This window comes from Azospirillum sp. B2RO_4 (genome assembly GCF_051124815.1).
GTDB lineage: Bacteria > Pseudomonadota > Alphaproteobacteria > Azospirillales > Azospirillaceae > Azospirillum.
Genome location: NZ_CP118488.1, coordinates 545,475 through 560,824, shown reverse-complemented (window position 1 = coordinate 560,824; position 15,350 = coordinate 545,475). Strand labels below are relative to the sequence as shown.

11 protein-coding genes are annotated in these 15,350 nt (G+C 70.0%); 4 read left to right on the top strand and 7 right to left on the bottom strand.

Annotated elements, in window-relative coordinates:
- Positions 1 to 53 precede the first annotated feature (53 nt).
- Together PWS46_RS23110 and PWS46_RS23105 are read left to right on the top strand one after the other, a co-directional pair.
- Positions 54 to 2,132 (top strand): cysteine peptidase family C39 domain-containing protein, encoded by a 2,079-nt coding sequence (locus PWS46_RS23110; protein ID WP_434623200.1) that lies wholly within the window; start codon positions 54 to 56, stop codon positions 2,130 to 2,132.
- Positions 2,129 to 4,078, top strand: coding sequence for an ATP-binding cassette domain-containing protein (locus PWS46_RS23105; protein WP_434623199.1), 1,950 nt, complete (start codon positions 2,129 to 2,131; stop codon positions 4,076 to 4,078). The genes PWS46_RS23110 and PWS46_RS23105 overlap by 4 nt, the downstream gene beginning before the upstream one ends.
- Positions 4,079 to 4,093: 15 nt before the next feature.
- Here PWS46_RS23105 and PWS46_RS23100 read toward each other — a convergent pair whose 3' ends face one another.
- The gene (locus PWS46_RS23100) at positions 4,094 to 4,993 is read right to left on the bottom strand and encodes a LysR substrate-binding domain-containing protein (protein ID WP_434623198.1); all 900 of its coding nucleotides are present in this window, start codon (positions 4,991 to 4,993) and stop codon (positions 4,094 to 4,096) included.
- Between the two features lie 135 nt (positions 4,994 to 5,128).
- Between PWS46_RS23100 and PWS46_RS23095 the strand changes: the two genes are divergently transcribed.
- Entirely contained in the window at positions 5,129 to 6,247 is a 1,119-nt protein-coding gene (locus PWS46_RS23095; protein WP_434623197.1) for an S-(hydroxymethyl)glutathione dehydrogenase/class III alcohol dehydrogenase, read from the top strand.
- A gap of 85 nt (positions 6,248 to 6,332) precedes the next feature.
- On the top strand, positions 6,333 to 7,184 hold the full coding sequence (gene fghA / locus PWS46_RS23090; protein WP_434623196.1) for an S-formylglutathione hydrolase: 852 nt from the start codon (positions 6,333 to 6,335) through the stop codon (positions 7,182 to 7,184).
- Positions 7,185 to 7,330: 146 nt separating this feature from the next.
- Here fghA and PWS46_RS23085 read toward each other — a convergent pair whose 3' ends face one another.
- From PWS46_RS23085 to PWS46_RS23060, 6 genes are all read right to left on the bottom strand, one after another.
- Positions 7,331 to 8,476 (bottom strand): DUF1513 domain-containing protein, encoded by a 1,146-nt coding sequence (locus PWS46_RS23085; RefSeq protein WP_434623195.1) that lies wholly within the window; start codon positions 8,474 to 8,476, stop codon positions 7,331 to 7,333.
- Between the two features lie 2 nt (positions 8,477 to 8,478).
- Positions 8,479 to 9,594: an imelysin family protein gene (locus PWS46_RS23080; protein WP_434623194.1), complete on the bottom strand. Its 1,116-nt coding sequence runs from the start codon at positions 9,592 to 9,594 to the stop codon at positions 8,479 to 8,481.
- A 63-nt stretch (positions 9,595 to 9,657) separates the two neighbouring features.
- The gene (locus PWS46_RS23075; protein WP_434623193.1) at positions 9,658 to 10,920 is read right to left on the bottom strand and encodes a di-heme oxidoredictase family protein; all 1,263 of its coding nucleotides are present in this window, start codon (positions 10,918 to 10,920) and stop codon (positions 9,658 to 9,660) included.
- A 196-nt stretch (positions 10,921 to 11,116) separates the two neighbouring features.
- Positions 11,117 to 12,601 carry a multicopper oxidase family protein gene (locus tag PWS46_RS23070; protein ID WP_434623192.1) on the bottom strand — a complete coding sequence of 495 codons (1,485 nt, stop codon included), beginning with the start codon at positions 12,599 to 12,601 and terminating at the stop codon, positions 11,117 to 11,119.
- A gap of 141 nt (positions 12,602 to 12,742) precedes the next feature.
- Positions 12,743 to 14,017 (bottom strand): imelysin family protein, encoded by a 1,275-nt coding sequence (locus tag PWS46_RS23065; protein WP_434623191.1) that lies wholly within the window; start codon positions 14,015 to 14,017, stop codon positions 12,743 to 12,745.
- 158 nt (positions 14,018 to 14,175) lie between these two features.
- Positions 14,176 to 15,333 carry a trans-sulfuration enzyme family protein gene (locus PWS46_RS23060; protein WP_434623190.1) on the bottom strand — a complete coding sequence of 386 codons (1,158 nt, stop codon included), beginning with the start codon at positions 15,331 to 15,333 and terminating at the stop codon, positions 14,176 to 14,178.
- Positions 15,334 to 15,350 lie beyond the last annotated feature (17 nt).

The following is a 15,350-nucleotide window of genomic DNA, read 5'->3' as shown; positions in this document are numbered from 1 at the left end:
GCAGGCGTTGCGTCCTGCGGAGTGTATCCACGCGGACGCAACGCCCGGCAAGAATGAGCAACTTCCCACCATCGGGTTTTTCCCGCCTAGGTCAAGGGCATGGCCGGAGACGGACGGCGACGCCCGAACTGCGCCAGGGCGAGATCGCGGAGTGCGGTCTGGCCGCGCTCGGCATCATGCTGGCCCATCGCGGCCGGCCGGTGCCGCTGGAGCAGCTGCGGGCGGAAGCGGGATCGACCCGGCTCGGCGTCAATGCCCGCACCCTGATCCGCATCGCCCGCGACCACGGCATGGTCGCCCGCGCCTTCCGCAGCGAGCCGGATCGCCTGTCCTCCCTCGGCTTTCCCCTGATCGCCCACAGCCGCTTCATCCATTTCGTGGTGGTGGAGGCCGAGACCCGCGACGGACTTCTGGTCAACGACCCCGGCGGCGGCCCGCATGTCATGGGCTGGGACGAGGTCGACTGCTCCTTCACCGGCATCGCCATCACCATCCAGCCGCCGGAGCCCGGCGCACACCGTCCGCAAGGGGCTTGGCGTCCGCTTACACCGGCGCGGGCGCTGGCAAAACGGCTTCGGCCGCAAGCGGGCACCGTTGCCGCCATTCTGTTGTCCGCCGCCCTTGGCCGCGCCGCCGTTGTGGGAGCCGCAGTCGCGGCCGGGAGTTGGGCCGAAGGCGCCACCGGCCTGATCCCGCTGACGGGCGCTGGTGCCGCCGTGGTCGCCGCCGGCTGGGGCCGGGACCGGCTGACCGCGTTTTTGGGGCGGCGGCTCGTTGACGATAGCGCTGCCGGCGTGTTCGTCCGGCTTCGGCGGATGCCCGCCGTCTGGTTCGCCCGCCGGGATGCGGCACAGGTGCTGGAGGTGCTGCTGGCGGGCGGCGCGCTGCAACGGCACATCGGCGCCATCATGCAACTGGTGGAACTGCCGCTGCTGGTCCTGCCGGTCGGTGCCGCGCTTTGGATCGATGGGTGGGCCGGGGCGGCGTTGCTGCTGAGCGTCATCGCGGCCCTGACCGTACTCGGCGGGGTCCATCTCCGGCGCGGTGCCGTGGCAGCACGCGGGCATGCTCCGGCACCGGTGGTTCCGGATGGCGGAACCATCACGACACTCGACACCCACAGGACCGGCGGCCGCGATGGCGAGGTTCTGGCCCAGCTTGCCGGCCGTCATGCCATGCAGACCATCTGGGGGCAGAAGTCGGTGGCCCGCCATGCGCGGCTCATGGGCGCGCTCACCGGCATCGCCGGTGTTGGCCTTGCCGCTGTGTTGCTGACGAGCCTCGCCGCCGGACGGATCGGCAGCGGTGGAGTGGTGACCCTTGCCGCGCTGACACTGGCGGCCCATCGGCAGCTCCTGCGTCTGGACCCGATCATGCCGGCGTTGCAGGATTTGAAAGCCGCCCTGCATCGCCTCGACGATCTGGAGGCGGCGGCAACCGAGGCGGAGCATCCCCCGGCGGCGGAGCGCCCGGCCGCCCGGCTGTGCATCCGGTCCGCCGGCTTCCAACCGTCGCCGCAGGGGCCGCCGGTCCTGTCCGAAGTCGAACTGCACCTCGAACCGGGAGAACGGCTGGGGGTTTGCGGCCCCTCCGGTTCCGGCAAGTCGGTGTTGGCCAAGCTCGCCTGCGGCCTGCTGGACCCTTCGTCCGGATGCGTTCTGCTGGACGGTCGGCCGGTGGCGATGGTTGCCCGCCAATGTCCCGGCGCGGTGGCCCTGGTCGACCGCTCCAGTCCGGTGATCGCCGGCACGGTCGCCGAAAATCTGCGGGTCGGCGACCTCTCCGCAACCGATGCGGCGTTGGTGGCGGCGCTGGAACAGGTCCGGCTGTGGAGCGATCTGGAGCCGCGCGGCGGCCTTTCCCTGGAACTCGCGGAAGGCGGCCCGGAACTCAGCGGCGGACAGCGGCGCCGGCTCGCCCTGGCGCGGGCGCTTCTGCGCAACCCGGTCCTGCTGGTGATCGACGATGCACTGGATGCGCTGGAGCCCGATCTGGCGTCTTCGATCCTCGACGGGATGCGGCGAATCGACCGCGTCATCCTGGTGACCAGCCGTCGCCCGGAGACGCTGGAGGGCTGTGAACACCGCCTTGACCTCGACCAACCGGCGGCCGGGGCGGAGAGGACGTCGTGATCGGTGGGGCAGACGACATCGTCGACGGACTGCGCAAGCTGATCCGCCATGGCGGCCGGGAAGCGGCATTGCGTGCGGCGGCCCCGGCCTTCGGACTGCGCCTGCGCCGGGTGCGCTTGTCGCCGGGCAGCCGGGGAACGACGCCCTGGTGGCAGCGCGACCAGGGGCCGCTTCTGGCCTTCCGGCAGTCCGATGGCGGAGCGGTGCTGCTGCTCCCCGACCGGCGTGACGGCTATCGCCTGGAGGATGCCGACGGCCGGTCCCGCCCGCTGGATGCCACTCTCGCCGCCACGCTTTCCCCCGATGCCTGCGCGCCCGTCCGCGCCGGAGGTGTCGAGCCTCTGGCGCCTGAGCGCTGGCTGAGGGGTGCGCTGTCCGAGGGTCGTGCCGACCGGATGCTGGCGGTCCTCGCGGCGTCAGGCGGTGGCGTGGCGGCGGTGCTGCCGGCAGTGGCGGTGCTGCTGCTGGGCGAGCGCGCCTTGGCGGGCGGTGCGACGGCGGTCGCGGCCCTGACTGTGGTTCTCCTGCTCGCGGCGTCAGCGGCCGGACTGTGCGAACGGGTGCGGCGGGTGGCCTCGGCACGCTCCGGCGCTGCATCCGACCTCGGGTTGCATGGCCTGCTGTGGGAGCGGCTTCTGGCCGTCCTGCCCGGCATGCTGCGGGCGGTCCCCGGTGCGGTTCAGGAAGACCGGCTGCGCGACGGCATCACCGCGATGCAGCAGGCGGTCGCACGTCGCCAAGCATTGATCGAGACATTGATCCGGCTGGCGCCTGCACTGGCAGTGATGGGGTGGGTTGCGCCTTGGCCGGCGTTGGCGGGCGGATGCGTTGCCGTCGTCGGCGGGCTGCTGCGCGCGTGGCTCCTGCGACGCTCCGCCCGGGCACGGCGGGTGGGGAGGGATGCGGCGGCGGCTTCCTGGCACCGGATCGAGTTGCCCGCCGCCAGCCTGCCGCAGCTTCGCCTGCTGGGGACCGATTCGTGGGCGACCGATCGGGCGATGTCGGCCTTGCGCAGGCTGTCCGCCCAGGTCGGCCTCGCGGCGGCATGCAGGGCAGACGCCGATGCGGTCGCACAGGCCCTGATGCTGGGAGTGCCGCTCCTGATCGGCGGACTGGCGATGCCGGAGGGCAGCGGCCTGCCCGTCGCAGCCGCCGCAGCCTTGGCGGCGTTGCCGGCGGTGCGGGCGGTGCTGGGCTTGGCGGAAGCGTTCGGCCAGCTTCCCGATGACGAACTGATCGCCCCCCTGCGCCCGCTGCTGGCGGCGGCGCCCGACAGTCCGCCCGGCGCGCCCGATCCCGGACCAATTGAGCGCCTGGCCCTCTGCGACGTGACCTTCACCCATCCGGGGGCGCCGGCACCTTGCCTGCGCGGCGTGTCGCTCGGCCTTGCGCGGGGACAGGTGGTTGCGGTTTCCGGCCCGTCCGGCTGCGGGAAATCGACCCTGATCGCGCTGGCCCTCGGCCTGCTTCGGCCGGATTCGGGAATTGTGCGGGTCAATGGCCGCGACCTTCGCAGTCTGAATGCCAGCGCCGCCCGTGGCCGCGTCGGCGCCGTTCTGCAGGACGAGCGGATCGGGGTGGCGACCATCAGGTCGGTCATCCTGGGCATGGCGCCGCTGCCGGCTGAGCGTGCGTGGGAGGCGGCGCGGCTGGTTCGGCTCGACACCGACATCGCGGCCTTGCCGATGGGCATCCAGACGCTGGTGGGCGAGGACTCATTCCCGGCCGGGTTCATGCAGCGGCTGCTGATCGCCCGCGCGATGGCCCGCGATCCGGACCTCCTGGTTCTCGACGAGGCGACCGCGGCGCTGGACGAGGATATCCAGGCCGCCCTGTTCGCCGACCTGCGCGCCCGCGGCATCGCCGTGCTGGTGGCGAGCCACCGCCCGTCCACCCTCGCGCTCGCCGACGAAGTACTCGACCTGTCCGTCCCGCCTCGGGGTTGACCGGTTGGATGAGGATCAGCGGTATTCCGGCCGCCGCGCCAGCCCGTCCTTCAGGTGGCGTATGGCCGCATGCACCTTCGCCGGCACATGCCGTTTCTGCGGATAGACCGCCCACACCGCCGTGTTGGGCGGCCGGTGCCGGTCCAGCAGGGAAACCAGCCGCCCCTCCGCCACCGGCCCGCGCACGTAATAGTCCGGCAACTGGCACAGCCCGAACCCGCGCAGTGCCGCGTCCAGCACCGAGAATCCGCTGTTGCAGCGCCAGCGCCCGCGCGGACGGAACAGCCAGTCCTGACCGTTGTCGTCGAACAGCCAATGGTCGGTGGTGCCGATCAGGCATTGATGGGTGCCGAGGCTCGCCAGACTGTCGGGCGCGCCATGACGCTCCAGATAGGTCGGGGCGGCGCACAGATGCATGACGCGCGGGGCGATCCGCGTCGCCACCAGACTCGATTCGCTGAGGCGGCCGAGCCGGATCGCCAGATCGTAGCCCTCCTGCACCAGATCGAGCTGGCGGTTGGTCAGCTCCACTTCGATGCTCAGTTGCGGGTGGCGCTCCATCAGGTCGTTGATCAGCGGCATGATGAACTGCTCGCCATAGGCGGTGGCGCTGGTCATGCGCAGCAGCCCCTTCACCTCGCTGTCGCCGCCGCCCTGCAGCGCGCCGACCGCCAGGAAAGCATCGTCCCGCTGTTCCGCCAAGCGCTGGCAGCGGGCGAGGAAAGCCCGGCCGCTCTCGGTCAGGCTGACCTTTCGGGTGGTGCGGTAGAACAGGCGGGCCTGCAGCCGGTCCTCCAGCCGCGCCACGCTGCGGCTGACATGGGAGGAGGAAACGCGCAGCCGCTCCGCCGCGCGGGAGAAGCTGCCGCTCTCCGCCACCGCCACGAACTCGTCGATGCCGTCCCAGCCGCTCATCGAATTACACCCTGAACCCGCAGCATTATCCCCGTACCGCAAAAATCTATTCCCGAAATCGCCGTTCTGGCAATGACCCGAGGCGTTTACACTGTGGGAATCAAAAAGCCATCCGCATTGGGGAAGGAAACCCACATGGTTCTGTCACGCGCCGCCGTCGCCTGGGAAGCCAACCGTCCGCTGGAGATCGAAGAAGTCGAGGTCGCGGCGCCCAAGGCCGGCGAGGTGATGGTCCGCATCGTCGCCACCGGCGTCTGCCACACCGACGCCTACACGCTGTCCGGCAAGGATTCCGAAGGCGTGTTCCCCTGCATCCTCGGCCATGAGGGCGGCGGCGTGGTGGTGGAGGTCGGCCCCGGCGTCACGTCCGTGGCGGTCGGCGACCACGTCATCCCGCTCTACACGCCGGAATGCGGCAAGTGCAAATTCTGCCTGTCCGGCAAGACCAACCTTTGCCAGGCGATCCGCGCCACCCAGGGCAAGGGCCTGATGCCGGACGGCACCAGCCGCTTCTCCCTGAAGGGCAAGGAGATCGCCCACTATATGGGCACCTCGACCTTCTCCGAATACACGGTGCTGCCGGAGATCGCGCTCGCCAAGATCAACAAGGCCGCCCCGCTGGAGAAGGTCTGCCTGCTGGGCTGCGGCGTCACCACCGGCATGGGCGCGGTGATGAACACGGCGAAGGTGGAGCCGGGTTCGACGGTCGCCGTCTTCGGCCTGGGCGGCATCGGCCTGTCGGCCATCATCGGCGCCACCATGGCGAAGGCCAGCCGCATCATCGGCGTCGACATCAACCCGTCGAAGTTCGAGATCGCCAAGCAGCTGGGCGCCACCGACGTCATCAACCCGATGGACTACGACCGCCCGATCCAGGAAGTGCTGGTCGAACTGACCGACGGCGGCGTCGATTACAGCTTCGAGTGCATCGGCAACGTCAAGGTGATGCGCGCCGCGCTGGAATGCTGCCACAAGGGCTGGGGCGAGTCGGTCATCATCGGCGTCGCCGGCGCCGGCGAGGAGATCTCCACCCGTCCGTTCCAGCTGGTCACCGGCCGCGTCTGGCGCGGTTCGGCCTTCGGCGGCGTCAAGGGCCGGTCGGAGCTGCCGGAGTATGTGGAGCGCTACCTGCGCGGCGAGTTCGAACTGGACACCTTCATCACCCACACCATGGGGCTGGAGGACATCAACCACGCCTTCGACCTGATGCATGAGGGCAAGAGCATCCGCTCCGTCATCCTCTACAATCAGTAAGGTGACGAGGGCTCCCTTCTCCACACCGGGCCACCGCACCGGGGAAGGGAGCCTTCCCGCCATCGATTTTTCAAAAGGCGTTTCCATGACCGACCCCCTGACCACCCTGTCGGAAACCCGCGTCTTCGGCGGCCGGCTGAAACGGGTGCGGCACCAGTCCGCGGCGGTGAATTGCGAGATGACCTTCGCGATCTTCCTGCCGCCGCAGGTGGAGGACGGCGCGAAGGTTCCGGTGTTCTACTGGCTGTCGGGCCTGACCTGCACCGACGAGAACTTCACCCAGAAGGCCGGCGCCTTCCGCGTCGCCGCGGAGCTTGGCCTCGCCATCGTCGCCCCCGACACCAGCCCGCGCGGGGAGGGGGTGCCCGGCGATCCCGACGGCGCCTGGGACTTCGGCCAGGGCGCCGGCTTCTATGTCGATGCGACCGAGGAACCCTGGGCGCGCAACTACCGCATGCATGATTATGTGACACGGGAACTGCCGGCGCTGATCGAGGCGAATTTCTCCGTCACCGACCGCCGCTCCATCGCCGGCCATTCGATGGGCGGGCATGGCGCGCTGGTCTGCGCACTGAAGCACCCCGGCTTCTACAAGGCGGTGTCGGCCTTCGCCCCCATCGTCAATCCGGCGGCGGTGCCGTGGGGCGAAAAGGCCTTGGGGCGCTATCTGGGGCCGGACCAAGGCCGCTGGCTGGAGTGGGACGCTTGTGCGCTGATCAGGACCGCGACGGAGCGGCTGCCGATCCTGATCGACCAGGGCGACCGCGACAGCTTCCTGGAGGCGCAGCTGAAGCCGGAGGCGCTGGTCGCGGCGGCGCAGGAGGTCGGACACCCGGTCACGCTGCGCATGCAGCCGGGCTACGACCATAGCTATTTCTTCATCAGCACGTTCATCGAGGACCATCTGCGCCACCATGCGGCGGCGCTGGTGGGGTAGGGCGCAGGCTTCGAATGCCCCCACCCCAACCCTCCCCCGCTTCGCGGGAGAGGGTGCCTTACGCGAAGCGGCGGCAGTCCCCTCTCCCGCCAAGGGCGGGGGAGGGTTAGGGAGGGGGCAGAACGCCGCCTCTTAAAGCTCTCCCCTCAAGCCACCCGCCGCGTCAGGTGGTTGTCCCAACGGAAGGCCGGCGCCTTGCGCTCCGGTCCCGCTTCAGCGCTGGCCGACACCGGCTCGATCACGCCCAATCCGCTGGTCGCCAGATAGCCCTCGCCGTTCGGCGCGAGGCCGCAGCCGTCGGCCAGCGCGGTGGAGCCCAGCCACGCCCCGTCCGCCGCGTTCCACAGCCCGATGAGTCCACCCATCGGTGAACTGGCGGCCACCGTCCTGCCGTCCGACGCGACACTGCCGATGTAGCCCTGCATGCGCGACAGCACATCCTCGGGTGCGTCGAACAGACGAACCGCGCCACTACCGGGACGGTGGGCACCGGCCAGGGGCTGCAGCATGCCGATGGGCCGCTCGTCCTGCACGCCGAAGGCGACCCCGCCGTCGTCCAGCAGGGCGATGTGGCGGATGCCGAGATTGGCGTGCTCTTCCGGCAGGCGGACCTTGTCGAGCAGCTTGCCGGTCGCCGCCTCGACATAGGTCAGCGAGCTGTCCATGCTGTCGAGGTTCAGCTTGGCCCGGCCAGTGTCGGGGTGGGTGATGACGCCGCCGTTGGCCACGGCCAGCGTCGAGCCGTCCCGCATCAGGATCAGTTCGTGCGGACCAAGTCCATGGGTCGGGATGACGCCGATCCGGCGATAGCCGTCGGTGGCGTCATAGACGCCGATGGCGCCCTCCTCGCGCGGGACGTCATCCTCGGCGACATAGAGGATGCGGCCGTCTGCGGAATAATCGCCATGGCCGGTGAAGCGGCGGTCGTCGGGTGCCCGCACCACCGGGCCGGGCGTGCCGTCGGCCAGCGACAGGGTCTGAAACCAGCGGCCGGGCCGGCGGGCGAAGACGACCGCCTCGGCGACGCCAGGGCGCGGCATGATGGCGTGGGCGCGGCCGGGCGTGGCGGTGGTGAACAGTACCTTGCCGGTTTGATCCAGCGCCGCGACGCCGAAGCTCGGCTCCGCCCCGGCGGTGGCATAGGCGTTCAGGTAGAGCGTGCCCGCGTCCGCCGCATGGGCCTTGCCGGTCAGCACGGCCAGCAGCCCGCCGACAATGCGCCCACCCAGAGCGCGCCCACCGAAAACCGGCCCGGCGACCATGCCCAGGATGTTCCTGCGGTCCATCGCCATGGTCAGTCTCCGTCCAGTTCGTTGAAGCCCAGCGTGATGTCCAGCAGCGGGGCCAGCGTGCCCAGCATCTCCACCCGCGCCGCCTTGACCAGCCGCAGCGCGCTCTCCGTCTTCTTGCGGGTCGCGGGGTCGGTCACCGCCTTGTCCAGCGGGCCGGGGATCGCCTCGACGGCGCCGATGGCGGCGGCGAAGCTCTCGTCGATGGCCTGCTTGGCGGTGGCGCCGTCGTCGTTGGCCGGCAGCAGCGAGACGAAGCCCGGCCCGCCATGCTCGCCCATCAGCAGGGCGCGCAGCCCCTCCAGGTTCAGCGCGATGTTGCGGAGCGACCGGCCGCTGCGCAGCGCCTCCACCACCAACGGCTTGGCGTCCTCGATGCTGCCACCGAGCGGAGCCATCAGCTTCTGGTCGATCACCACCTGCATGGCGGTGATGGCGGCGGAATAGAGCGTGTTGACCGCTTCGGAGGCGGTCGGGCCGAGGACGGTCGGCTGGCCGGCGGCGAGCGGCGCCTCCAGCTCCTTCCAGCCGTCGCGTGCTTCGGCCGCGATTGCGGCGATGTTGCGGGCGGCGGCGACGGCCAACTGCCCGCGGTATTTCTTGGCGTCGCTGCCGGTGAAGTTGTCGGCGGTGACGCCCTCGTCGAACAGCAGCCGCTCCAGCACGGTCAGACCCTGCACCGCCGCGCTCTGGCGGGCGAGCGCACCCGGCTGCAGCAGCTTCGGGTCATGGTCGCGCAGGATCTGGCCGATCTGGCGCTGGACCACGCCCGGCCGCTCCGGCCAGAAGGACATGCGGTCGGCCCGCAGGTTCATCGTCAGCGGACCGGGCCGCAGATGCTGAACGGAGGCCCAGGCATCGGTGACCTTGGTGTGGGCCGCACGCGCCTCCTCCAAGCCGCCGGCAGTGGGATCTGCTGCGAAGCGGTCGAGCGTGTCGACATAACCATTGGCAGCGGCAACCAGCGCGTCGAAGCGCGGCAGGGCATGGGTGCGGACCATGCCGCCCAGGAAGGCGGCGTCCTTGTCGGACTGGCGGGCGGCGAAGGCCGGCGTCCGCGGCAGCAGAGCCGCCACTGCGGCGGCGGCCGACATCAGTCCAAGCACTATGCGGCGTCGCATACGATCAAATCCCTTCTGCCGTTGAGGCTGCCGTTGGTGTGGATCGAGGCCCCCGCCCTTCCTTTACAAACCCAGCACGTAACGCACCAGCCGTTTCCGCTCTTCGCCCGGCAGCGACATGAATCGCTCCTTCGCCCCTTCCGCCTCGCCGCCGTGCCACAGGATCGCCTCGGTGACGCTGCGGGCGCGCCCGTCATGCAGGAGCGAGAGCTGCCCGTCCCTGGCCGCCAGCCGGTTCAGCCCCCACAGCGGCGTGGTGCGCCAGTCCGATCCCTTCGCCTCGCCCATCGGCAGCTCGTCCCCCAATGCCGGGCCGAGGTCGTGCAGAAGCATGTCGCTGTGCGGGAAGATCGCGCGGTTGGACAGGGCCGGATGGGCCGGGTCTTCCGCCGTGCGCCAGGACGGACGGTGGCAGGCGGCACAACCGGTGTCGGCGAACAGCTTGGTCCCCGCCTTGTCCTTCGGCGCCTTCAGGCTGCCGTCGGGCGGCAGGTCGCGCAGGTAGCCGTCGATCAGGCCGATGATGGTGCTGGGAATTTCCAGCCCCTCGAATTGCTTGGAATCGCCGTGCGGGGCCTCGCGGCAGGCGGTCTGCGCCGGGGTGCAGTCGCCCCAGGGCTCGCGATAGGCCGGGGTCGACATGCCGATGTCGAGGCTGAAGGCCTCCGCATCCTGATGGTCCAGCGTGGGATGCATCGCCTTCCAGCCGAAACGGCCGACCTGACGCTTGCCGTCCACCGTCACATGGTTCACCCGCCCGGCGACGGGACCGCCCGACGCTTGCTGCCGCGCGGCTTCGGCCTCGATGGCCTCGGCCGGAATGCGGTCGAGCAGGCCCATGCCGTGGACGCGCGGCGGCACGCGGGCCGACATCACCGTCGCCTCGGCCAGCGGGCCATAGCCGAGATCCTCGATGACCGGCGTCGGGTGGCGCAGGCGGACGGTCTCGCCGTCGGCGAAGCGGACCTCCTCCTCGCGGTAGGTGACGCGGGGACGGCCTTCGATCACCTGTCCGAGGGTGGCGTTTGACTGGATCTGCCGGCCATAGACCGGGTCGCTGTTCAGCTTGATCGCATAGCCGACGCCCTGGTCACCCTCCACCGCCGGATCGGGCGGCCGGCCGCCGCCGGCGCGCGGATGGCAGGTGGCGCAGGAGCGGGCGTTGTAGAGCGGTCCCAGTCCGTCCGCCGCCTGGGTCGCGGTGGGCGCCGCCACCCACATGCGGCGGAACAGCGCCTCGCCGATGCGGTTGTCGAGGCTGTCGGCGTGGGCGGTTGAGGTGAGGAGGAGGAGGAGGGCGGCGGTAAGGGCGGAGCGAAGCGACATACCCTCTCCCCCCCGGGGAGAGGGGGGGACCCGCGCCGCAGGCGTGGGGAGGGTGAGGGCCGGCGCGCTGTCGCGCGCCGCCAAGGGGCATTCTGCCCCTTGGCAATCCCCTGGCATGGGCGGGCGCCCATGCTGCCCCCTCACCCTGACCCTCTCCCCGGGGGGGAGAGGGAAATCTGCTCGCATGAATAGATTCTCAAGCAACGCGGATGTATCCCATCATGCCGGTGTCCTGGTGTTCGATGATGTGGCAGTGGAACATCCAGTCGCCGGGATTGTCGGCCTTGATCGCCACGCGCAGCCGTTCCTTCGGTTCCAGCAGCACCGTGTCGGCATGGTGGGGCACCACCTTGCGGCCGTCGGACGACAGCACCTTGAAGGTGTAGCCGTGGATGTGGATCGGGTGCAGGTGCGGTGTCAGGTTGGCCAGTTCGAAGATGTAGCTGCGGCCCTTTTCCAGCGTGACCAGCGGCGGGGGCAGGCGTTCGTGCCCGCCCTCCGGCCAGCTCTGCTGGTTGATCGCCCAGAAGGTTTTCGCCGACAGGCAGAGCGCGTCGGCATAGGGCAGGCCGGCCAGCACATCCGGGGCGAAGCTCTGCGCCACCGCGGTGGCGGAGAAGGCCATCGGGATGATCGGCGCGTCCTTCAGGTCCGGCTCCGGAATGGCGGAGGCGGGCAGGGCGCGCGGCTTGAAGCGCTTGTTCGGCCGGGCGGGCCCGACGGCGCGGAAGGTGGCGAGCGGCCGCGGCTCGGCCGAATAGACGTTGGTCAGCCGCAGGGTCTGGCCAGCCTTGGCAGGCGCCCGGAACAGCACGTCGATGCGCATCGCCGGACCCATCGGCCAGCCGTCCAGCGGGCGGGGCGGCAACGGGTTGCCGTCGACAGCGATGATCCAGGCCTCCGCCCCCTCCACCCGCAGATCGACGACGCGGGTGTTGTCGATGTTGTAGAGGCGGGCACGGATGTCGCCGTTGGTGGGCACCTCGATCACCGGGTCGATGGCGCCGTTGACGGTGGACACGCTGCCGAAGGTGCCCGCGCGCGAGGCGCCGCGGTCGGTCTGGAAAACGCCGAACCTGCCGGTCTTGTCCAGCTGCCAGTCCTTGACCAGACAGACGAGGTCCGCGTCGAACTTGGGCGCGTCCGGCTCCTCGACGATCAGGACGCCGGCAAGTCCGCGGCCCAGCAGTTCCACCGTGTTGCAATGGGGATGGAAGAAGAAGGACCCGGCATCCGGCGGCGTGAACTCGTAGACATGGCGCTCGCCCGGCCTGGTCGGCGGCTGGGTCAGGTAGGGCACGCCGTCTTCCAGATTCGGCAGGCGGATGCCGTGCCAGTGTACGGAGGTGTGCTCGTCCAGCTCGTTCACCAAGGTGGCGCGCAGCCGCTGGCCCTTGCGCATGCGGATGATCGGGCCGGGGAACTGGTCGGCATAGGTGATGAGCGGCGACGGTTCCGCCGGTTCGGGCAGAATGCGCTGCATCCGCTGCTTGGCGACCAGTTCGACCTCGACCAGATCGCCGGCCGACGCGACGGGCGTCGGGCCGGCAAGGCCGGGCTTCAGCGCGCCCGCATCGGGGGCCTTCAAGCCGGTCCCGCCGAGCGCCGTCGCCGCGACGGCGGCACCTCCGGCACGCAGGAGGGCGCGGCGGGACAGCGGAACGGCGAGATGATGCGGCATGACGGCGGTCCAGAAACTTCAGGCGGGAAAAAAGACCGGCCCCGATCCCGCTTCCGCCCCTCGCCGGATCGGCCCGGAAGGGAAGCGCGGGTGGTTCGGTCATGCGCGGGACGGCGCGGGACCGGAGCCGGGCAGAAGGGCTTACTTGCCGACCTTCGACGGATCGTCGAGGCTGTCGGAGCCCTGGACGCTGACCGAGACGCCCAGCGCGGAGACGGCGCCTTCCAGCGCCTTCTTCTGGTCGACCAGACGGTCGACGGCGGTGGCGATCAGCTTGTTGCCTTCGTCGTTGTCGGCGGCGATCATCTGGTCGTAGGCCATCTTGCCGCTGTCGGCGGTGTCCTTGATCGCCTGCATCGCCTTCATGGTGTTGCCCATGGCGGTCTTCACCGCGGCGTCGGCGTCGGCGGACTTGGCGGCGACCAGCTGCGACAGCGAGGCGCCCGACACGGTCTTGCCGTCGGTGCGCTTGTAGCTGCCGTTGTAGACGTTCACCATGCCGACTTCGTCGTAATAGTGAGAGTTGTGGGTGTTGTCGGAGAAGCAGTCATGCTCCTCCTCCGGGTCGTGCAGCATCAGGCCGAGCTTCATGCGCTCGCCGGCCAGTTCGCCGTAGCTCAGCGAGCCGAGACCGGTCAGCATCCGGGCGACGCCTTCGCCCTCCGGTGCCTTGGCGATGGAGACGCGGGCCTTGCCCTTGGCGGCCCAATCGGCCGTCATCTCGGACAGATCGTCGACCAGCATCTGGGTGGCGACCTTCAGATACTGCGCACGGCGGTCGCAGTGGCCGTTGGTGCAGTCCTTGCCCTTGGCATAGTCGGTCGCCTTGCGCTCGCCGGCGCCCGGACCGGTGCCGTGCAGGTCCTGGCCCCACAGCAGGAACTCGACAGCGTGGTAGCCGGTGGCGACGTTCGCCTCGACCTTGCCGGCCTCGTGCAGCTTGTCGGCCAGCAGTTCCTTGGTGATCTTGGTCGCGTCGATGGTCTTGCCGCCGGCCGTGATCTTCGGGTTGGCGATGACGTTCGCCTTGGCGTAGGGGTTGCTTTCGCCGCCGGCATAGCCCTCGTCGACATAATCGATCAGGCCCTCGTCCAGCGGCCAGGCATTCACCTTGCCTTCCCACTCGTCGACGATGGGATTGCCGAAGCGGAAGGCTTCCGTCTGCATGTACGGAACGCGGGCGGCCTTCCAGGCCTCGCGCGCCTTCGCCAGATTATCCTCGGTCGGGTTGGCGACCAGGGCGTCCACCGCCTTCTTCAGCGCCTTGGCGCCGTTGGTGGCGTCCTGGTAGGCGGCATGGGCGATGTCGGCGTAATTCTTCGCCACGTCCTTGTAGGCCGGGCCGGCCGCCTGGGCGGCGAACGGCAGCAGGGCAACGACGGCTACGGCGGCGAAGCCGGCAGCGCGCTTCGACATGGAGGTCTCCTCGAACGTCGGTGGTCGGTGTTTGACAGCAAGTGCGACTTATTCTCAGCGAATAACGTCGCGAATCATTCTCACTGTCAAGCCCTATCCGCGTTGGGGGTACTCGGAAAAGCGCATGCCGCCGGTGCCGCGTCGATATGTCCCGGGGCTCAGCCCTGGCTGAGTGCCTTGCCGAGCGCCTGATCCAGGTCGTCGTAAAGGTCGTCGGGCGACTCCAGGCCGACCGACAGGCGCAGCAGGTCGCCCGGCACGGGGGAGGTCGGGCCTTCGATGCTGGCGCGATGCTCGATCAGGCTCTCGACCCCGCCGAGCGAGGTGGCGCGGCGCCAGATGCCGACATGGGCGGCGGTGTCGATGGCGGCCTGGGTGCCGCCCTTCACCCGGATGGACAGCATACCGCCATAGCCGCCGGTCATCTGGCGCGAGGCGATGCCGTGGCCGTGGAAGCCGGGCAGGCCGGGATAGAGCACCTCCGCCACCCGCGGATGGGCGGTCAGCCGCTCCGCCAGGGTCATGGCGGCGGCGCTCTGCCAGCGGACGCGGGCGAACAGGGTGCGCAGGCCGCGCTGCAGAAGCCACGCCTCGAAGCTGCCGAGGATGCCGCCCTGCTGGCTCTGCACCGCCTTGATGCGGCCCCAGAACTCGTCCTTGCGGGCGGCGGTCAGGGTGCCGGCGACGACGTCCGAATGGCCGTTCAGATATTTGGTCGCCGAATGCATGACGATGTCGGCGCCCAGCTCGATCGGCCGGGTCAGCACCGGCGTGGCGACCGTGCTGTCCACCGCAAGCCATGCCCCGGCCTCGTGCGCCAGTTCGGCGACGGCGGCGATGTCGGTGACGGTCCACAGCGGGTTGGCCGGCGTCTCCACCCAGACCAGTCGCGTCTGTCCGGGGCGGAGGGCCGCGCGCACCGCGTCGGTGTCGCTGGTGTCCACCCCCTCGACCTTCAGCCCCCAGCGGGTGGCGGGGCCGTGCACCCAGTTGCGGAAAGCCCAGTACATGACGTCGGGCACCAGCACATGGTCGCCCGGATCCAGGGCCTGGAACACCGCGGTCGCCGCCGCCATGCCGGAAGCGAACAACAGCGTGTCGGCGCCCTTTTCCAGTTCGGTGATCGTTCGCGCGGGAATGTCGAAGGTGGGGTTGTCGGCGCGGGCATAGACCCGGCCGCGGCCATAGCCGTTGTCGGGATCGCGGACATAGGTCGTGGACGGGTGGATCGGCGGGATGACCGCGCCGCTGGCCGCATCCTCGAAGCCCAGGGCGCCGGCAGCGATGGTTTCGGGACGGTGGGGACGGTCGGACATTGCCGCGGCACTCCGGT